This is a genomic window from Stenotrophomonas sp. STEN038 (assembly GCF_056759895.1).
Map to the genome: position 1 here is coordinate 25073 of NZ_JBRRDW010000015.1, position 20226 is coordinate 45298.

General features: G+C 64.9%; 18 protein-coding genes. 4 read left to right on the forward strand and 14 right to left on the reverse strand.

The annotated features are described in order from the left end of the window. Positions 1-31: 31 nt before the first annotated feature. Positions 32-2857: a bifunctional [glutamate--ammonia ligase]-adenylyl-L-tyrosine phosphorylase/[glutamate--ammonia-ligase] adenylyltransferase gene (gene glnE, locus ACVOLS_RS08350; RefSeq protein WP_481545241.1), complete on the reverse strand. Its 2826-nt coding sequence runs from the start codon at positions 2855-2857 to the stop codon at positions 32-34. Between the two features lie 281 nt (positions 2858-3138). Here glnE and ACVOLS_RS08355 point away from each other — a divergent pair, with 281 nt between their 5' ends. Further along, on the forward strand, positions 3139-4653 hold the full coding sequence (locus ACVOLS_RS08355) for an acetyl-CoA hydrolase/transferase family protein (protein ID WP_481545242.1): 1515 nt from the start codon (positions 3139-3141) through the stop codon (positions 4651-4653). A 134-nt stretch (positions 4654-4787) separates the two neighbouring features. Here the strand turns inward: ACVOLS_RS08355 and ACVOLS_RS08360 are convergent, their stop codons facing one another. The 13 genes from ACVOLS_RS08360 to gspE all read right to left on the reverse strand — a co-directional run bounded on the left by ACVOLS_RS08360 (position 4788) and on the right by gspE (position 14722). Beyond that, the gene (locus ACVOLS_RS08360) at positions 4788-5123 is read right to left on the reverse strand and encodes a YegP family protein (RefSeq protein ID WP_481545243.1); all 336 of its coding nucleotides are present in this window, start codon (positions 5121-5123) and stop codon (positions 4788-4790) included. Positions 5124-5252: 129 nt separating this feature from the next. Further along, entirely contained in the window at positions 5253-5510 is a 258-nt protein-coding gene (locus ACVOLS_RS08365) for a GIY-YIG nuclease family protein (protein ID WP_481545244.1), read from the reverse strand. 16 nt (positions 5511-5526) lie between these two features. Next, positions 5527-5970: a hypothetical protein gene (locus ACVOLS_RS08370; protein WP_481545245.1), complete on the reverse strand. Its 444-nt coding sequence runs from the start codon at positions 5968-5970 to the stop codon at positions 5527-5529. A gap of 150 nt (positions 5971-6120) precedes the next feature. Further along, positions 6121-7194 carry a 3-deoxy-7-phosphoheptulonate synthase gene (locus ACVOLS_RS08375; RefSeq protein WP_481545246.1) on the reverse strand — a complete coding sequence of 358 codons (1074 nt, stop codon included), beginning with the start codon at positions 7192-7194 and terminating at the stop codon, positions 6121-6123. 260 nt (positions 7195-7454) lie between these two features. Continuing rightward, positions 7455-7970: a type II secretion system protein GspM gene (gene gspM / locus ACVOLS_RS08380; RefSeq protein ID WP_481545247.1), complete on the reverse strand. Its 516-nt coding sequence runs from the start codon at positions 7968-7970 to the stop codon at positions 7455-7457. Next, positions 7967-9136: a type II secretion system protein GspL gene (gene gspL, locus ACVOLS_RS08385; RefSeq protein ID WP_481545248.1), complete on the reverse strand. Its 1170-nt coding sequence runs from the start codon at positions 9134-9136 to the stop codon at positions 7967-7969. The genes gspM and gspL overlap by 4 nt, the downstream gene beginning before the upstream one ends. Continuing rightward, complete coding sequence (gene gspK, locus ACVOLS_RS08390) at positions 9133-10077, reverse strand: type II secretion system minor pseudopilin GspK (RefSeq protein ID WP_481545249.1); 945 nt, start codon at positions 10075-10077, stop codon at positions 9133-9135. Before gspK ends, gspL begins: the two co-directional genes overlap by 4 nt. Further along, positions 10074-10688: a type II secretion system minor pseudopilin GspJ gene (gene gspJ / locus ACVOLS_RS08395; protein ID WP_481545250.1), complete on the reverse strand. Its 615-nt coding sequence runs from the start codon at positions 10686-10688 to the stop codon at positions 10074-10076. The genes gspK and gspJ overlap by 4 nt, the downstream gene beginning before the upstream one ends. Continuing rightward, positions 10685-11047: a type II secretion system minor pseudopilin GspI gene (gene gspI / locus ACVOLS_RS08400; RefSeq protein WP_481545251.1), complete on the reverse strand. Its 363-nt coding sequence runs from the start codon at positions 11045-11047 to the stop codon at positions 10685-10687. The genes gspJ and gspI overlap by 4 nt, the downstream gene beginning before the upstream one ends. Next, positions 11044-11550, reverse strand: coding sequence for a type II secretion system minor pseudopilin GspH (gene gspH, locus ACVOLS_RS08405; protein WP_481545252.1), 507 nt, complete (start codon positions 11548-11550; stop codon positions 11044-11046). Before gspH ends, gspI begins: the two co-directional genes overlap by 4 nt. A 2-nt stretch (positions 11551-11552) precedes the next feature. Then, positions 11553-11981, reverse strand: coding sequence for a type II secretion system major pseudopilin GspG (gspG, locus tag ACVOLS_RS08410; RefSeq protein ID WP_481545253.1), 429 nt, complete (start codon positions 11979-11981; stop codon positions 11553-11555). 7 nt (positions 11982-11988) lie between these two features. After that, complete coding sequence (gene gspF / locus ACVOLS_RS08415) at positions 11989-13194, reverse strand: type II secretion system inner membrane protein GspF (RefSeq protein ID WP_481545254.1); 1206 nt, start codon at positions 13192-13194, stop codon at positions 11989-11991. A 28-nt stretch (positions 13195-13222) separates the two neighbouring features. Further along, positions 13223-14722 (reverse strand): type II secretion system ATPase GspE, encoded by a 1500-nt coding sequence (gene gspE, locus ACVOLS_RS08420; protein WP_481545282.1) that lies wholly within the window; start codon positions 14720-14722, stop codon positions 13223-13225. A gap of 315 nt (positions 14723-15037) precedes the next feature. On the opposite strand from gspE, the gene ACVOLS_RS08425 reads away from it, so the two are divergent. The 3 genes from ACVOLS_RS08425 (at position 15038) to ACVOLS_RS08435 (ending at position 20203) form a co-directional block, all read left to right on the forward strand. After that, positions 15038-15490 (forward strand): type II secretion system protein N, encoded by a 453-nt coding sequence (locus tag ACVOLS_RS08425; RefSeq protein WP_481545255.1) that lies wholly within the window; start codon positions 15038-15040, stop codon positions 15488-15490. After that, positions 15487-17403, forward strand: coding sequence for a type II secretion system secretin GspD (gene gspD / locus ACVOLS_RS08430; RefSeq protein WP_481545256.1), 1917 nt, complete (start codon positions 15487-15489; stop codon positions 17401-17403). The genes ACVOLS_RS08425 and gspD overlap by 4 nt, the downstream gene beginning before the upstream one ends. A gap of 94 nt (positions 17404-17497) precedes the next feature. Continuing rightward, positions 17498-20203: a M66 family metalloprotease gene (locus tag ACVOLS_RS08435; RefSeq protein ID WP_481545257.1), complete on the forward strand. Its 2706-nt coding sequence runs from the start codon at positions 17498-17500 to the stop codon at positions 20201-20203. Positions 20204-20226: the final 23 nt, after the last annotated feature.

Consider the following 20226-nt stretch of genomic DNA (forward strand, 5'->3'; position numbering starts at 1 on the left):
GCCCGGTACCAAACCGGGCTGCTCTTCACCATCACTCCGCGCGCTTGCCCGGTTCGAACGGCAGGCCCTGCGCGATTGCGGCGGCGCTGATCGCCGCACACGCCGCTTCGATCTCGGGCGTCGGGATGGCAATCCGCGGTCGTCGGTCCAAGGTGCAGCTCAAGCCCGCATCAAGCAGCGTTGCATGCGCATCATGCAAGGCCAGCGCGGTGTCGTCTGGCAACCACCCTGCTGCTGCCAACACTGAAATCAACAACGGGGTATCCCTGGGCGCACACAGCGCACGATCGTGCTGAGCCTGCGACAGCACGCCGGTCTGCAGCACGAATTCCAGATCCACCAAGCCGCCTGCGCCCTGCTTCAAGTCCAGCCGCCCGGCATCACTGCGGTCCAGTTCGGCACGCATGCGTGCACGCATCTTCAGCACATCACCGAACAGGGTCTCGCTCTCACGCGTACGGCTCAAGGTATCGACGCGTACCTGTTCGAAGTCGGACAGCAGCGATGCATCACCGGCCACGCCGCGGGCGCGTACCAGCGCCTGGTGCTCCCAGGTCCAGGCGCGTTCGCGCTGGTATTCGGTATAGCTGGCCAGCGACGACACCAGCGCGCCCTTGCCGCCGTCCGGGCGCAGGCGCACATCGATGTCGTACAGGCGGCCGGCGGCGGTCACCGCACCGAGCAAGGCCATCACCTTCTGCGCAAGACGGGCAAACCAGCGGCCGCTGTCCAAGGGACGCGGACCATCGCTACCGTCGATGCCAGCCGGACTGTCGTACAGGAACACCAGATCCAGGTCCGAACCGAAGCCCAGCTCGACGCCGCCGAGGCTGCCGTAGCCGATGATCGCAAAGCGCCCGCCCGGCACTTCACCATGCGCCTGCTGCATGTCGGCATGTGCCATCTGCAGCACGGTCACCACCACCGCGTCGGCCAGTTGCGCCAGTTGCTGTGTACAGTCCACCGCACGCTGGCGGCCATCGTGGAAGGCCAAGGCCATGCGGAAGCTCAGTGCGAGCCGTACTTCGTTGAGCGCGCGCAGCGCTGCTTCCGGGTCATCGATCTGCAAGGCGCTGGCGCAGGCTTCCTGCATCTCCTGTGCCTCCGGCATCGGCCCGGCGACGCGGGTATCCAGCAACTCGTCCAGCAGCAGCGGGAAGGCAACCAGCCGCTCGGACAACAACGCGCTGCGTGCCAGCACATTGACCAACCGGGTCAAGGCGCTGGGTTGTTCGTCCAACAGGGCCAGATAGCTGGTGCGGCGCAGGATGGCCTGCAGCAGGCCGAGCACGCGGCGCAACGCGGCATCGGGCTGCGGCGAGCGGGTGGCCGCATGCAGCAGCGCCGGCAGCACCCGGTCCAGGCGCGCGCGGGCGCTGTCGGACAGGGACTTCACGCCCAACGACTGGGCGAACTCGCGCAGCGATTGATCGGCGCCGTTGGCATCGGCGAAGCCGGCTTCGGCCAGCACGTCGGCGCTGCCGCCGCCGGGTAGCACCCGCCAATAGCTGGACAACACATCCGGGGCGGCCTGGCCCTGGCGCGGCGCAAGCAATGCACCAAATTCAACGCTGACGCGTTCGCGCTGTTCGTTCAGGGCTGCAAGCAAGGCATCCCAATCGGCATAGCCGAGGCCGAGGGCGACGCGGCTGCGATCCAGCGGATCGTTGGGCAGGCAGTGCGTCTGCGCGTCGCGCAGCATCTGCAGGCGGTTCTCGACGCGGCGCAGGAAGCGATAGGCCTGGATCAGGTCATCGCCATCGCTGGCCGCCATCTGCCCGCCTTCGACCAGCGCGCGCAGCGCCGGCAACAGGCGCCGCTCGCGCAGTGCCGGTTCGCGGCCGCCACGGATCAACTGCAATGCCTGGGCGAGGAACTCGATCTCGCGGATGCCGCCCGGACCACGCTTGATGTCGTCCAGCCGGTCCTTGCGCGCGACTTCGGCGGTGATCGCCGCCTTCATCTCACGCAGGCCATCGAGCGCGGTGAAATCCAGGTAGCGGCGGTAGACGAAGGGCCGCAGCGTCTCCAGCCAGGCCTCGCCAGCGGCGATGTCGCCGGCCACTGCGCGCGCCTTGATCCAGGCGTAGCGCTCCCAGTCGCGTCCTTCGCGCTGGAAGTATTGATCCATGCCGGCGAACGACAGGGCAACGCGACCAGCGGTGCCGAATGGGCGCAGGCGCAGATCGACGCGGTGGCTGAAGCCTTCAGCGGTGGTTTCGTCCAGCAACCGCGCCAGACGCTGGCCGAGCCGCGCGAAATACTCCTCGGCCGCCAGCGGACGCGCGCCATCGGACTCGCCGTTGTGCGGGTAGGCGTAGACCAGATCGATATCGGACGAAAAATTCAGCTCGCCACCGCCGAGCTTGCCCAGCCCGAACACCACCAGCCGCTGCGCGCTGCCAGCGGCGTCGCGGACCACGCCATGGCGGCTGGCGAACTCCTGCTCCAGTGCCTCCAGGCCCAGCTGCAGGCATTCCTCGGCCAGGCGGGTGGCGCCAGCCAGGGTGGCATCGACATCGTCGAGTTCGAGCAGATCGCGCCAGATCAGCCGGGTCGAAGCCGCAGCGCGGTAGCGGCGCAGCTGGGTCGGCCAGGCCGTGGGTTGCAGCGGGTCCAGCACGGGCAGCGGCACGAGGGCTGGATCGGCCTGCGCCAGCAACTGCAGCAGCTCCGGCTGCCGGCACAGGGTATCGATGGCGAAATCGCTGGTAACCGCCAGCTGCCGCAAACCAGCCTCGAAGGCCTCTGATGACGGCCATTGCGCCGGATCGGGAGCGGCCAGCTTGAGCCGGGCCAAAGCACGTTCGATTACCGGTTGAACAGATTCAGGTGCTGCGGGGGCGATTTGGTTCATGCCGCGATTCTGGCATCTGCGGCCCAGAAGTCGCCATCTCCGGCGATCAGGCAATAAAAAAGCCCGCTGACAGCGAACTGTCAGCGGGCCTTGCTCCCTCCCCCACGTCGGGATGCAGGGCGATCCTGCCGGGTGCGCAAACAACTTGCACGCTGCACTGCAAAACAATACCGGGGAGTACAAGAGCAGCAAATCCGTAATGACCATTCCACCAAGGTCCAACCCCCCTGTTCACGCCGAAGGGCGATAATCGGGTATCCCCCCAACAAACCGTAGTCGTCATGTCTGTCGAACGCATCTTGGACCCGCGCCTGCGCGACCGCATCGTTTCCGCCGAACAAGCCGCGGCCTTCATCCAGCCCGGCGAAACCGTGGCCATGAGTGGCTTCACCGGTTCCGGCTATCCCAAGGCGGTGCCGCTGGCACTGGCGCAGCGCATTGAAGAGGTGCACGCCGCCGGCCAGCCGTTCAAGATCAAGCTGATGACCGGCGCGTCGACCGCACCGGAGCTGGATGGCGCGCTGGCCAAGGCCGATGCCATCGCCATGCGCATGCCGTTCCAGACCGACCCGGATGCACGCAAGCGCATCAACGAAGGCACGCTGGACTACATCGACATCCACCTTTCCCACGTTGCCCAGCATGTGTGGTTTGGCTTCTACGGTGAGATCGATACCGCGGTGATCGAAGTGTCGGCCATCCATGCAGACGGCTCTCTGGTGCCCTCCACCTCGGTCGGCAACAACAAGACCTGGCTGGACCTGGCCAAGAAAGTGATCATCGAGGTCAACGAGTGGCAGCCCGCGGACATCGAGGGCATGCACGACATCTACTACGGCACCGCGCTGCCGCCGCACCGCAAGCCGATCCCGCTGATCCACGCCAACGATCGCATCGGCCAGGCCACGCTCAGCGTGGACCCGGACAAGATCGTCGCAGTGGTGCACACCAATGGGCCGGACCGCAACAGCCCGTTCAAGCCGATCGATGAGGACAGCCGCCAGATTGCCGGCTATCTGATCGAATTCCTCAAGCACGAAGTCGCCAAGGGCCGCCTGCCGGCCAACCTGCTGCCGCTGCAGTCGGGCGTTGGCAATATTCCGAATGCGGTGCTTGCAGGCCTGGCTGAAAGCGGTCTGCGCGGCCTGACCTCGTTCACCGAGGTGATCCAGGACGGCATGCTGGACCTGCTCAAGTCCGGTGTGCTCGAGTACGCCTCATGCACCGGCTTCGCGTTGAGCCCGGAGGCGAACGAAGAGTTCAAGCGCAACATCAAGTTCTACCGCGAGCGCATCATCATGCGCACGCAGGAGATCTCCAACCATCCTGAGCTGGTGCGTCGACTGGGCTGCATCGGCATGAACGGCATGATCGAGGTCGACCTGTACGGCAACGTCAATTCCACCCATGTGATGGGCAGCCGGATCATGAACGGCATCGGTGGTTCTGGCGACTTCACCCGCAACGGCTTCCTGTCCACCTTCCTGAGCCCGTCGATGGCCAAGGGCGGTTCGATCTCGGCGATCGTGCCGATGGTCAGCCACGTCGACCACACCGAGCACGATGTCTCGATCATCGTCACCGAGCAGGGCCTGGCCGATCTGCGCGGCCTGCCGCCGCGTGCACGTGCGCGTCAGGTGATCGACAACTGCGCGCACCCGGATTACCGCGACCAGCTCAACGATTACTTCGACCGCGCCTGCCGCGACAGCTACGGCAAGCACACGCCGCACCTGTTGCCGGAAGCCCTGTCCTGGCATCAGCGCTACATCGATACCGGCAGCATGAAGGCCTGAAAGCCCCTCCTGTAGTGCCGAGCCATGCTCGGCAGAGGCTTTACCGAGAAGGCCCCTTGCCGAGCATGGCTCGGCACTACAATTGAAAAACCCCGGTTTTCCCGGGGTTTTTCATTACAACAGCTACAACACCGCTACGCGGTCTTGTCCTTGATCGTGGTGCTGGGGCCATTGCCCTTGACGCTGGTGATGCCGGCTTCGCGCGCGGCCTGCGAGGCATACATCTGGCTGCTGCCGATCACCTGGTGGTTGGCCGCTTTCAGATTGAAATGGTAGCGCCCGTCACTGGCGGTCTTGCGCTCGTAATGCGCTTCATCAGGGCTGTTCTTCTGCACCGAGGCGATACCGTTCTCCGCAGCAGCGCGGGTGGTGTAACGCTCGCTGGTCAGGATGACCTCGGCGTTGCCTGCCTTGAGCACGAAGTAGAACTGACCGTCGCTGCTCTTGTCCAACTCATACCAACCTGCCATCGCAATACCCCACTTGAGGATGATGCCGGCACGCCGCCGCCCTGCTACCGCAGCCGCATGCGTGGCTGTTGCCCGGGTGACCGGACGTTGGAAGCCGCTAGCTGCCGCGGCTACAGATGCGACTCTACCTCAATCTTCTGTCCGTTCCAGCCAGGCCAGCTTGCGCTCACGCGGCAGCTGCTTGATCTGCCACTCGGCGCGGGATGCGGCCGAGCGGTCGGCATAGGCGCGGCTTGCCAGGACCCGCAGCGGCGGGTGCGCGCGGGTGTAACGCGCCCCCTTGCCGGCAGCATGGGCCAGGAAACGGGCCTCCACATCGGTACTGATACCCGCGTAATAGCTGCCATCACGGCACTCCAGCAGATACAGAAACCACAGCCCCTTCACCTGGCCCTGCCCCGAATTACAGGCTGGCTGCGTCGGCAATCTTGCACAAGCCTTCGCCGACTGCCTTGTTGGACGTCATCTGGCCACCCTTGATGCTGAAACGCACTTCGACGCGGACGCTGCCGTCAGGCTGGCGACGCACGGTGGTACGCAACGGAACGGTTGAACCGCCGCCGCCACGGACCGGATTCTCGGCGGCGATGTAGCCAGTGGTCTCGTTCGGGTAAACGCCAACCATGCCTTCGGCTTCGATCGCGGCCACGGTCTTGGCGAACGCGTCGGCGTAGCTGACACCTTCATGGTCGGTCGAAGCCAGGAACTGCTTGCCGCTGGTGAAGCCACCGGCCACCGACAGGTTCTGCAGGCAGCCACTGCCCGAATCAAAAACTTCCTTCTTGGCCAGCGCCAGCGACGGGACCAGCATCATTGCCAATGCCACGGTGCACATACGGGTACGCATCAGTTCCTTCTCCATGGAGCGGTGATTCATAGGCTTCCTGCCGGAGACGGTGCTCCCCCTGTCTCCAAAGCAGGCGGGAGGCCTACCGCCTCCCGCCGCGTAAACTACTTGGACAGCCCGATGTGCGCCAGTGAAACTGTCACGGAATCCTCAGGCCGCCGCCTCCAGCTGGGCGCGGCGGCGCGCGCGCACCGCCTCGGCCAGACGCTCCAGCACCTGCACGGTGCTGTCCCAATCGATGCAGCCATCGGTGATGCTCTGGCCGTAGACCAGCGGCTGGCCTTCGACCAGATCCTGGCGGCCGGCCACCAGATGGCTTTCGATCATCACCCCGACCACACGCTGCTCGCCGGCTTCCAGCTGGCTGGCGATGTCATCGACTACCTTGGGCTGGTTTTCCGGCTTCTTGCTGCTGTTGGCGTGGCTGGCATCGATCATCAACCGCGCCGCCAGCTGCGACTTGGCCAGCACGTCACTGGCGGCCTGCACGCTGGCGGCGTCGTAGTTCGGGGTCTTGCCGCCACGCAGGATCACATGGCAATCCGGGTTGCCGCGGGTGGCCACGATGGCGGTGCCGCCTTCCTTGGTCACCGACAGGAAGTGGTGCGGGTGCGAGGCCGCGCCGACCGCATCGGCGGCGATCTTCACATCGCCGGTGGTGCCGTTCTTGAAGCCAACCGGGCACGACAGGCCCGAGGCCAGCTCGCGGTGCACCTGGCTTTCCGTGGTACGCGCACCAATCGCGCCCCAGGCCACCAGGTCGGCGATGTACTGCGGCGAGATCACGTCCAGGAACTCCACGCCGGCCGGCAGGCCGAGGCGGTTGATGTCACGCAGCAGGCCGCGCGCAACGCGCAGGCCCTTGTTGATGTTGAAGCTGCCGTCCAGGTCCGGGTCGTTGATCAGGCCCTTCCAGCCCACCGTGGTGCGCGGCTTCTCGAAGTACACGCGCATCACGATCTCAAGCTCGCCGGCCAGCGCATCACGCAGCGGACGCAGGCGCTGGGCGTACTCCATCGCCGCCACCGGGTCATGAATCGAACACGGGCCCACGACAACCGCCAGGCGGTCATCCTCGCCATGCAGGATGCGGTGCAGCGAGGCACGGGCGTCGGCCACGGTCTGCGAGGCTTCCTCGTCACAGGGCAGCAACGCCAGTAGCTGCGCCGGCGAGGTCAGGGGTTCAAGTTTGCGGATGCGCAGATCGTCGGTATGGGGGGGCATGGGGGTCTCCAGTTCAAAACAGTGAATGGTTTGGCCCCAGCGTGGCGGCAAGAAAAAAGCCGCCAGGTTCGCTGGCGGCTTTTCGGGAATGCATCTGAAAGTTTCTTCAGGGTAAGCGCAGTCCTTCCTCCGCCAGCGGCTTGGGAAAGTAATACCAAAAGTAAAAGCTGGCGCGGGCTGCGTTCATGGGGAGCATTGATAACACGGTTTTTTGTGCGATGCGACAGTTTCAGCGGCAACAGACCCCACTGGCTTCACGTTCAGCTTCGCGGAACCAGCAACAAAGCCTCTCCCTTCCAGCTGTCATCAGGCTGCTGTGCGAGTGTCAGTTCATCCACGGCGATCCCCATGTCCTGCAGTGCCTGCAGCCATACCATCACATCCACCGGCGCGCCATTGAAGGCAAGCTGGATGCGCTGTTCCGCTTGCGGCTGGACCGCGTTGATCACCAGTCCATGCTTGTCTGCCGTCGCCGTCAACAGCGCGGGCAACTGTTCGGCGTTCGGCATGCCGGTGCGCTGCACTGCTGCGATCAAGCGAGGCGCATTGGCACGCAGATAGGTCTGCAGTTGTTGTTCCGTGGCCACGTGACTGCGGGCCTGCTGCAGTGTTGCGCGGACCGGCAGCCATGCTGCAAACCAGAACGCCAGCGCTGTAGAAAACACCAACAACAGCTGCAGTGCGATGCGCTCGCGCGATGCCAGCAGCTGCCAACGTGCGGCGACCCGACTGCGCACGCTGTGCGCTCCGGCCCTGCTTGAGACCATCGTGCTCATCGCGCTGCTCCAACAGTCAATTGCAAGCTGCTTTGATCGGTCCTGCTCGGATCAGGCCCGGTCACCTTCACCCACAGCGGCATGACCTGCAGGCGCTGTTGCAAGCCCTGCAACGCTGCGGGCCCGCCCTGCACCTGCACCTGCAGCTCACCGGATCCGGCCTGGTAGTGCATCCGTCGCAGCTGCACATCCGCCGTGCCCGGCATGGCCTCGGCAACTGCAGCCAGCAACCCCTGCAACTGCATGGCCGAATTGCCTTGGCGCAGATGCTGGTCGAACTGCGCTTTCAGGTCGACTATGCGCTGTTCCTGCGGGAACAAACCCTTGTAGATGGCTTCGTTGGCTTGCCGATAACCGTCAGCCTGCTGGTTCAGCAACCACGCCTGTGCGCCATCGAATGCAAGCTGCGCCAGCAGTACAGCCGCCAGCGCCCATGCCACTGGCTTCCAGTGATGCAACCGCATGCTTGAAGCGGTGGCAAATTCTCCCTGTGCCAGATTCAATGCACGCGAACCCTGCCCCATCATCCACGTCGGCTGTGCGCCGTCGAATACCTGCAGTTGGACCTTCGCCCCGGCCGGCAGCAGCGGCATGTCATCGCGCGCATGGAATACCTTGCAGGTTCCCGGCAGCCGCTGCAGTACCGCAGGTAGCTGCGCTGGCGCCAGCGCTAGCCGCAACCCCTTGGCATCGGCCAACAGACAACGCTCACTGCCCCAGTACAAGCTGGCAGGCTCGTTCGGCAGCAGGTCCGCATCCACATGGATTGCGCTTACCCCCACACCGTTCTCACGCAGGTGGCGCAACCAGGCCTCCAGCAGAGCACGCTTGATGGCCACCACCCGATGTTGACCATCGTGCAGGCATTCGCCCCGGACCAGATGCATGCCCTCCACCTCTTCAGCCAGCAGCGGCTCCAGCGCATAGGGCAAGGCTTTGAGCTGCCAGTGTCTGCTGCCGGCGGGCAGGCTGACTGCACAACTGGCGACATGCTCAACCGGCACGATCAAGGCGATCGAGCGGCCCTTCAGGGTTGCCAACGCCTCACGCAAGGGCAACTGCGCGGCCTGCTGACCATCGCTCCAGCTGACCTGCAGATCATCCTGCAGGCTCGCGCTGCACCATGCAGGCAGGAACAGGCATGGCAATGGCGGTTGTGACTTCATCGATCTTTCTCGGGAAATGCAGGAGGAACCAACTGCCGGGCAACTACCTGCACCCTGCCCGCATCGCGGTGCAAGGTGCTGAGCAGACGCAGGCGGCGGTCGCCGATAGCGACCTCAGTGCTGGCCAGGAACCAGTTGCTACGCACCGCCAAGCCGCTGCGTGCCACCAACCGCCGCTGCAGCAGCGGCTGCGCCAGCACCTCATCGACACTGGCAAAACCAGTGCCAGCGCGCGCGGCGACCAAGCGTTGGCCATCGGCAAGGCCGAGCCCATCGGCGAGACTGGCCAACAGCAGCGGATCAGCGGTATTGAGATTGAGCGCAGCCGTTGCCGGTAGCGCACTGACATGCGGCAGCAGGCGCTGGTAAACCGCGTCATCGACACCCGCCAGCAAACGCAGCTCGCTGACATCCTGCAGGGCGCGACGCGCCGGCCGATACGCCGGCTGGCGACGCTGGTATTCGCGCTCGCTGGAGAGACGGATCGCATCCGGCGCCAACGACGGGGCCAGCCAGGCCACCAGCTGCCAGGCCAGCTGCGGATCCAGCCGCAGCAAGCCCAGCAGGCGCTGCAGGCGCGCAAATGCTGCGACATCCAGTGCGCCGTTCTGCACAACGCTGTTGAGATTGAAGCGGCCGGACAGGTCCTCGATCGACACGCTCAGCTGACCACCGTCCACTGGATACACCGGCAAGCCCTGCGCCCAAAACTCGCCGCGATGATCGATGCCAGCACTCCGGCGCAGGTCTGCTGTCAACATGGCGCTGGCCAGTTGCTCGCCACCACGCGCGTACTGCCAGGCCTGGCGTGCATGCAACTGATTTGCACTGGCACGTATCGACAGCTGCTGGCGGGTAACCAAGGCAGCACAAACGGTGGCAGCCAACGCCACCACCAACAGCACTGTGATCAATGCGACGCCTTGCTGCGTGCGCTTCATGGTGACTGGCTCCCGACGCTGCCTGCAGGTAGCAACAGCACCCGCCGCAACGCACCGAATCGCGGGTGTTCAATGCGTACTTCCAATGCACGCGGCAGTGGCTGCGCCTCCGTGCCCTGCCATTGCACCCGCCATATGCCCTGCCGATCCAGATAGCGCCATTGCACGCCAGCAATGCCCTGCAGGACGCGCTGCCGCTGGGCTGCGGTGTCATCGCCACGATCGAGCACCGGCCAGTACTCGCGCAGCAGATCAGAACCTTCATGCCGCCAGTGCACCCGCTGCAACTGTGCGCGCGACGCGCCCTGCGGATTGCTCCAGCCAGCGCGGGTCCAGTGCAGGCCCCGTCCGTCGGGGTCGCTCCAGAACGCAGGCTCATCGCTAACGTCGGTGGCCAGTACCGGCCGCGCGACGGCCTGCTCGACATCGCGTTCCAGGCTGGTCATCGCCCGCAGCAGTTGCCGCAGTTGCTGCTCCTGCTCGCGGGTCTGCGAATCCACGCGTATCGCCGACACCAGCAGACGATGGCTGGCAATGCCAATCAGAGCGAAAATCGCCACCGCAACCAGCACTTCCAGCAGGGTAAAACCGGCGTTTGCGCGCTGCTTCACTGCCCCACCCCGACGAAACCGGTCAGGCTGACGCCACCATCCTCGTTGTCCGCATCCGTCACCCGCAGCTGCACCAGCCGCAGCTGCGGCTCGGCCGTGGCCTGTATCTCGTACCGCACCCGCCAGCGTCGACCGCCCTGTTCGACGACGCCATCAGTGCTGCCCGGCACCACCGCGCCCTGCAACTGCAGTTCGGCCAGGGTGGTATCGGCCAGCCAGCCGGCCAACGCACGGTTCTCCAGCAGGCGCGCGTTGTGCACATGACGCTGCAGGGTGACATGCACCATCGCCGCAACCACGGCCAACACAGCCAGGGCCACCATCACTTCCAGCAGGGTGAATCCACGTGCCGCCCTCATTGCGACGACACCTGCTGCACTTGCGGATCATTGAAGCCATCCGCACTGATCCGGTAGGCAAGACCGTGCTTGTCAGTGGCAGTCATGGTTGCGCTGAAGGGTGTCGATTGCGCCGAGGACGACAGCACGATCTGCGGCGGCTGTGCATCGGCGCCGGCGCCCGCCAACGCAACCGGCGTGCCTTCCACGCTCAGCGTCAACTGCATGGCCTGCGGCAGCTGTCGCGATGACCAGTCCGGCTGCGCCCGCCAGCGCCTATCGCGCACGTCGTAGACGCGCACCTCGTAGCCCCGCGTGCCGATATGCACGCCATACTCGCGGTTGTCCTGCACGGCCTCATCGGCCAGCAGGCGCAGCACCGCAGCAAAGCGCTCGGCTTCCTCGCGCAGCACATAGGCATCGCCACGCGCTGCCCCGGACAAGCCCACCGCACCGGCCAGCACGCCAATGATCACCATCACCACCAGTACTTCCACCAGGGTGTAGCCGCGCGCATGCCGCACGCTCAGATATCCCTGCTGTCCAGGTCGGTGTCCAGTGCATCGCCGCCTTCGCGACCATCGGCACCGTAGCTCCACAGGTCATAGGCGCCCTTGCTGCCCGGTGCCAGGTACAGATAGGGCTTGCCCCAGGGATCAACCGGCAGGCGCCCGAGGTAGCCCTCGGGATTCCAGTTGTCGGCACCGCTGGGCGGACGCTGCACCAGCGCTTCCAGGCCCTGCTGGGTATCCGGATAGCGGCGGTTGTCCAGTCGATACATTTCCAGTGCCGAGGCGATCGCCTTGAGATCCCCACGGGCGACGGTGACCTTGGCCTGGTCAGGCCGTCCCATCACCTTTGGCACCACCAGCGCGGCAAGGATGCCGATGATCACCACGACCACCATGATTTCAATCAGGGTGAAGCCGGCCTGTTGTCTTGCCGATACGTTCATTGCTGTTTCAACCCACCAGTTGGTTCAAGGACATGATCGGCAGCAGGATGGCCAGCACGATCAACAACACCACCGCGCCCATCAGCAGCAGCATGAAAGGCTCGAACAAGCCGATCAGCAAAGCGATGCGCGCGGCCAGATCGGTTTCCTGGTTGCGTGCGGCGCGTGCCAGCATCGCGTCCAGTGCACCGGACTTCTCACCCGCGGCAACCATGTGCAGCAGCATCGGCGGCAGTGGCGTGTGCTGCTCCAGCGCGCGGGTCAGGCTGCCACCTTCGCGCACGACGACTTCAGCCTGCAGCAGACCGGCCTTGATGCACTGATTGCCTACCACCTGGGCAGCGATACGCAACGCATCCACCAATGGCACGCCGCTACGCGCGAGGATTGCCAGCGTGGAGGCAAAACGCGCCGCATCCAGGTCACGTAGCAGCAGGTCGAACAGCGGCATCCGCAGCAGCACCGTGTCACAGCGCAGGCGCCTGGCAGGCTGCTGCAACGCATGCCAGCCCAGCACTCCGACAGCAGCCAGCACCGGCAACGACCACGGTCCCCATTGGCTGAGCACGTTGCTGCTGGCCACCAGCGCGCGGGTCAGCAAAGGCAGGGGCTGGCCGGAGTCGACGAAGACATCGATCACATCCGGCACCACGTAGCCCAACAGAAAGCCAACGATCAAGCCCGCCACCACCAGTAGGATCAGCGGATACAACAAGGCCAGCTGGATCCGCTGCCGTGACTGCTGGCGCTGCTCGGTGTAGTCGGCCAACTGCTCCAGCACCACACCCAGATGGCCACGTTCGCCTGCCGCCACCATGCTGCGGAAGATCGCGGGAAAGGCCCGCGGATACGCTGCCAGCGCCGCAGCCAGGCCGTGCCCTTCCAGAATCCTGCCGCGCACCGCCAACAAGGTCGCGCGTATGCGCGCCTTGCTGGTCTGTGCGGCGACCGCACGCAGGGCCTCTTCCACCGGCAGCGCGGCCTGCACCAAGGTGGCCAGCTGCCGGGTCAGCAGAGCCAGATCGGCGCTACCGATGCGCCCGCCGCCGCTACCACTGGCCGCGCCTTCGCGCGCCGCGACCGGATCCACCTGCACCGGCGCCAGATTGCGTTCGCGCAGCTGCTGCCGTGCCTGGCGTGCACTGTCGGCCTCGACCACGCCCTTGTGGCGACGGCCATCGGCGGACAAGGCCAGATACTCGAACGCCGCCATCAATCACTACTCCGTACGACCCGGGCACTCACAGGTCGCGCCCAACCCGCAGCACTTCTTCCAGCGTGGTCACGCCATCAAGCACCTTGGCGCGACCATCGTCCAGCATCGACGGGCCCTGTCGTCGCGCCTGCTCCAACAGCTCAGCCTCACCCGCACCGGCATGCACCAGCGCGCGCAGCTCGGGACCGAACTCGACCAGCTCGTAGATGCCGGTGCGGCCCCGGTAACCCTGGCCTTTGCAGTGATCGCAACCGACCGCGCGGAACAGCAGCGGCCGTTGCCAGGCTTCCATGCCCAGCTGCGCGCACTCGGCGCTGGATGCCGGCGTTGCCACCCGACATTCCGGGCACAGCCTGCGTACCAGCCGCTGTGCCAGCACACCTAGCAGCGAGGAGGAAAGCAGGAAGGATTCGATGCCCATATCGAGCAGACGGGTGACCGCTCCGACCGCGCTGTTGGTATGCAGGGTGGACAGCAGCAGGTGGCCGGTAAGCGAGGCCTGTACGGCGATGCGCGCGGTTTCGCTGTCACGGATCTCGCCGACCATCAGCACATCGGGGTCCTGGCGCAGGATCGCGCGCAGGCCACGCGCAAAGGTCATGTCGATGCGGGCATTGACCTGGGTCTGGCCGACGCCATCGAGGTGGTACTCGATCGGATCTTCGACGGTGAGGATGTTGCGCTGGCGGTTGTTGATGGCGCGCAGGCCGGCATACAGGGTGGTGCTTTTGCCAGCACCGGTGGGGCCGGTGACCAGCACGACGCCGTGCGGCCGGCACAGCATGGCCTGCATCACCCCGACATCGCGCACCCGCATGCCCAGGTGCTGCAGCGACAACTGCCCGGATTGCTTGTCCAGCAGTCGCAGCACCACCCGCTCACCATTGGCCGCAGGCAGGGTGGACACACGGATATCCACTTCGCGGCCACCCACCCGCACCGAGATACGACCGTCCTGTGGCAGCCGCTTCTCGGCGATATCAAGCCGCGCCATCACTTTGATGCGCGACACCAGCAACGCTGCCAGTTCGCGCCGTGGCTCGACCACGTCGCGCAGGATGCCATCCACGCGGAAGCGCACCACCAAGCGGCGCTCGAACGATTCGATATGGATATCGGAGGCGTGCTCGGCCAGCGCCTCACCGAGCAAGGCGTTGATCAGGCGGATGATCGGCGCATCGTCCTGCTGGTCCAGCAGATCTTCCACCTGCGGCATGCCTTCCACCAGGCTGGCCAGATCCAGGCTGTCGCCGAGCTCGTCGGCCATGCTCATGGCAGTGCCGGAGTCCTGCTGGTAGGCCTGTTGCAGTGCCAGCTCGAACGCATCGTCGGCCACGATCTGCTGCGACAGTGCGCAACCGGCAATGCGCTGCACTTCAGCCAGCGCGCTGAAGCTGGCATCGCTGCGGCAGACGATCTGGCGGCCAGCATCATCCAGCAACACGCCGTGGCGGCGCGCGAACGCAAACGGCAGGCGCAATGTCGGCATGCCACCAGCAGATGCCGGCGACGCCGTGAGCTCCATTTCAAACATCAATGCTGCAAGGTGATATCGCTGCGCGGAGCGATGTCACACTTTCCCCTGAGAAAACGTGCCCGGAAAATGCCATGTTCCGGACAAAAAGGCGTGACTTCGACATCGCTTTCCGGATCACGATCACACTTCCGTACGTATCCGCATCGCACTCTCTTACATACGCAGCTAGAGTACCGGCTTCGCAAAATCTGACACTGCGAAAACAGGGGAAAACCAGAGATCTTTGCCGCGACGCTGCATGAAAAGTGCAGCGAGCTTCCCCTTGTGCGCGCGGATTTTGCCAAGGGAGACGACGTAACACCGATGTTCCAATCTGCTACCAACCTGCTGCCAAAGATCGTCGCGATCCTCATCACACTTTCCGCTGCCGCCGCGCTGTGCTGGCAGGCGCGTCAACTCTATCTGCAGATAAGCCGCCCGCCAGTCAGCGCCAGCACGACGCCAGTGAGCCTTCCGCAACTGTCGCCGCAGCTGCTGCAGCGGCTGTTCGGCAATGCTGCGGCCAAGGGCGTAGCCAATCTGCAAGGCGTGCAGCTGCAGGGCTGCATCGTCGCCGCCGACCCGCGGCAGTCGCAGGCACTGATCAACATCGAGGGCCAAGGTGCATTCAACCTGTTGGTAGGCGACGAGTTCCTGCCCGGCGTCGTGCTACGGCAGATCGCCCATGACCATGTGCTGTTCGCCCGCGACGGCGTGGAAGGCAGGCTCGACTTCCCTAGCGCGGCAGCAACGCAGTCCGCAGGTGGTGGCGAATGATCCCAGCAACCGCTCGCGCCTTGCTGCGCAGGGTAACGCTGCTGTACTTGTTGGCCCTAGCGCCGGCAACACTCAGCGCCACGCCAGCCACCGACGCGCCCCAGCAATGGAGCATCAACATGAAGGACACGGATATCCGTGACTTCATTGGCGCGGTGGCCAATATCACCGGCGACACCTTGATCGTCGACCCACGGGTGGTCGGCGATGTCAGCGTGACCACCCAGGAGCCGATGACGCTGCCGGAGGTCCGCCGGCTGTTCCTGTCGGTAATGACCGTGCACGGTTTCGCGGTGATCGAAGAAGACACCCAGACCCGGGTGGTGCCCAACGATGAAGCACACGTGTTCGCCGATGGTCGCGGCCGTGGTCCGGACGCGATTGAAACCCGCGTACTGAGCGTACAGAACGGCAGCGTCACCGATCTGCTGCCGATGCTGCGTGCGCTGGTACCGGCCAATGCCCACCTGGCCGCAGTGCCTACCGCCAATGCACTGATCATCAGTGATAGACGCGGCAATATCGCCCGCATCGAGGCCTTGCTGCGGCAGCTGGACGCGCCAAAGCTGCATGCGCACAGCGCCTACGAGGTGCGCTACGCAAGCGTGGAAAGCCTGCAGAAGCTGCTGCAGGCCAGCGTCACCGGTAGCGTCGGCACCAGCAGCAGCAAAGTGCTGGTCGATACCCGCACCAACCGCCTGCTGATCTTCGGCCCCGAGCAGGCCCGCGAACGGCTGCTGGCACTGGCCCGCTCGCTGGACGTGGACGCACCGCGCTCGACCACCACCCAGGTGATCCGCCTGCAGCATGGCGATGCCAAGCAGATGGCGCAGACCCTTGGCGCGATCGGCGATTCCATCAAGCAGGAAGGCGATGACAAGCAGACCCAGATCGGCACCCTGATCCGTGCCGATGAAAGCCTCAATGCGGTGGTCATCCATGCCAAGCCCGAGATGCTGCAGGTGCTGAGCGACATCGTCCGGCAGCTGGACATCCCGCGCTCGCAGGTGTTGGTGGAAGCGGCCATCGTCGAGATTTCCGGCGACATCGAGGATGCCCTGGGAGTTCAGTGGGCGTTGGACGGCGGCTCACGCAGCAATGGCGTGGGTGGCGTCAACTTCAACAATACCGGCATGTCGATCGGCACCCTGCTCAGCTCGTTGGCGGCCGGCACCCCGCCAACGTCGCTGCCATCCGGCGCCATTCTCGGCATCGGCAACAGCACCTTCGGTGCGCTGGTGACGGCGCTGTCGACCAATTCCAAGAACAACCTGCTGTCCACGCCCACCCTGCTGACCCTGGACCACGAGCCAGCGGAGATCCTGGTCGGCCAGAACGTGCCGTTCCAGACCGGCTCGTATACCACCACCGGTGATGGCACCAGCAATCCGTTCACCACCATCCAGCGCCAGGACATCGGCGTGACCCTGAAGGTGACGCCGCATATCAACCAGGGCGGCACACTGCGGCTGGAAATCGAACAGGAAATCTCCTCGCTGGCGCCAACACCCAGCGGTATCACCTTGTCCGACGTGATCACCAACAAGCGCTCGATCAAGAGCACCATCCTGGCCAACGACGGGCAGGTGATCGTGCTTGGCGGCCTGATCCAGGACGACGTCACCCATACGCGCTCCAGCGTGCCGCTGCTCGGCAGCATCCCTGGCCTGGGCCGCTTATTCAGCTCCACCAGCGACACCCGGGTCAAACGCAACCTGATGGTTTTCCTGCGCCCCAGCGTAATTCTCGGGCAGAGCGCGGCCAACGACATGAGCGCGCGCAAGTACCTGGATCTGCGCGGCGCACCGAGCACTGGCGGCAAATACGCCAACCCGCTGCCTGCGTCGGCCGAACAGCTGTTCAACGCCGACCCGGCATCCGACCGCGGCAGTGCGCCGGCCAACGGCAACTGACGCGGCCCGCGGCTGCAAGGACACCCGGGCGTTGGGACCCGGGTGCCTGCAGCCGCACCAATCTGTAGTACTTCAAAACCAAGGGGAGTAATTCTTGAAGAACGCACTCAATCCGCGCGTCCTTGTTCTGGCGCTGTCCACCGCACTGCTGGCTGCCTGTGGTGGCGGTGGCGGTGGTGGTGGCAGTGGTGGCAGCAATGGCGGTGGCAACACCGGCGGCGGCAACCCCATACCGGCAGATCCGTACCCGGAACCGACCAGCGCGGCCTATGACGAGGTCGAGCTCAAGGGTTTCTACGACATCGACGCCAGCGGCGCCACCCGTGCGGTGCGCAATGATCTGGCCGGCAACCTGCCGGCGATGATCCAGTTCGCGCAGAGCCACACTGTCGACCCCAGCGGTAACGAAGCCAAAAACATGCCGCGCCTGACCACCGAGCGCGCCGCATTGCTGCTGGTCACGCCGGATCCCTCGTTGCAGGGCGTCGAATCGGTCAAGGTGACCGTATCCATCGACGGTGCCGTCAAGGGCACCTTGGACCTGCTGCACCCGAATGCGATGTACCGCTCGGACTACAACAACAACGACGGCCGCCCCGACTACAACTACTCCCGCCGCGCCTGGTCGGTACCGCTGCCGTGGGACTGGGTCAAGCCAGGCATGAGCCTGAGCATCACTGACAGCAAGTCACGCAGCGGCAGCCTGGCCGCCGACAAGATCGAATTCGGCGCACCTGCAGAGTTGGTGGTGCACAACATCCGTCTTGGAATGCTGACCGCACCGCCGGCAGAGAGCGATGCGTTCTGGCTGCTGAAGCATCCCGAGCAGGGCGCGGCCGATTATTTCCAGACCATTCCGGCCGCACGTTTCACCGTCGCCTATTACGAACCGATGCAGCTGGACAAGGTCATGGTCGCCAACGGCACCATCTACGACACTGCCAGCGCTGGCGAAGGCGGCGTGTATTCCGGCGACATGCGCGAGAACACCGGCAAGTCCACGGTCAGTGTCGGCATCAACCTGGCCAACTTCGGCGCCACCGCCTCCGGCATGGCCGGACAGTCGCAGCCGCAGTGGTTCCAGAACGTGGTGGCCCACCATGCCGTGGGCAGGTACAGCAACGGCGTGCAGAGTCATGGCTTGAGCGGCGGCAACGGCATGCTCACGCTGTACTCCACCAGCGGCAACGAGTTCAGTCACGAGATCGGCCACCACTACGGGCTGGGCCACTACCCTGGTCAATCCGGCGACAACTACTTCCTGTCCGGCCACCACCATGACAGCGGCTGGGGCTACATCTCCTACCGCAAGCGTATGCGCGGCAACCTGCATTGGAGCAATGCCAAGACCGGCGGCCTGAGCGGCATGCCGATCTACGAAGATACGTATGCGTTCGCCACCGATGCGATGGCTGGCGGAAATTATTCCAGCGCGCTGTCGCGCTACACGCACTACACCGGCTACAGCACCAGGATCGCGATCCAGCCTCGCTTGAACAAGCCAGTTCCGACGCAGGACGCGGCCACCGGCTACCTGGGCTGGAACGCGGACACCCGCAGGATGGAACCGGTAACCGGCAAGGTGCCGACCAACAGGGAGCTGTTCTTCAACTCGGCCGATGGCAACTACCTGAAGCCACGCCTGGTCGGCGCGCCGGTCTTCACCGTGCTCGGCGGCTATGACCCCAGCACCGGCAACGCCCTGCTCTACCCCGCGTTCCGCGGCAACTGGGGCAATGTGTTCGACCTGCCGGCACCGGTCGCCAATGCCAGCAGCCGCCAATGCTGGCTGGAGGTGACGTTCAACGGTGGCAGCAGCAAGCGCATCGCCGTGGCCGGCAACGTCCTGCAAAACGGCTCGGTCAACAAGCTGCATATCAACCTGGCCCAGGCCGACAAGCCGCAGCAGGCCAGCCTACAGTGCCAGGATGCCGGCGCAGCGGTCAGTACCCTGGCAACGATGGGCTTCCCGCAGAATCTGCCGCCGATGAAGGCACCGGTAGTGGTGGGCAAGGAAGCTGGCTACAACGCATTGCGTGCGGTCGAACTGCCGGAACTGGACACCCTGCTGGCAGCCGCCGCTGGCAAGCCACTGATCAACCTCGGTGCGCGCGGCAACCTGTTGTACGCAAGCTGGGGCGACGATGCGACCGGCCTGTCCAGCGAAGCCCGCCAGGTGCGCGATGCCTACATCGCCCAGGAGACCAAGGCCACACGCCTGAATCGCTGGATGACCCGCTACCGCGCCGACCTGCAGGCCAGCAACAACACCGCGGCAGTGGAAGCACTCAAGAAGCTGCTGGATACCCTGGGCCTGCGCAAGACACCGTTGTTGCCGGCCGCCCAGCAGATGCTGGTCACCAACAGCAAGCACTGCCTGAAGACCGAGACGGTCGATGGCAAGCTGTCGGTCTACATTGCCGACGCCAGCACCTGCAGCGGTGCCGACAACGAGCTGTGGATGGCCGACCTGCGCGGCGCGATCCACAGTGCGGCCAACCCGGCCATGTGCCTGTCCGGCAACGGCGGCAACAATGCTGCGGTGACCTTGAACAGATGTGATCGCACGCTGGATGCGCAGATGTTCGACCTCAGCGCATTGCCGAAGATCGGTCGCAATGGCAGCTGCCTGGACTTGTCCGGCGGCTTCCTGACCGCAGGCCGTGGCAAGTTGATCACCTACGCCTGCAGCGGTGGTGCAAACCAGCGTTGGACCGGACTGAGCGCCAATGACAACGCCTTGCTGGCGCTGCTCAGCCCCAACAACCTGGTTGTGCTGCGTGGTTTGAACATCCAGTAACCAGCAACCGCCCGGGGCCATCG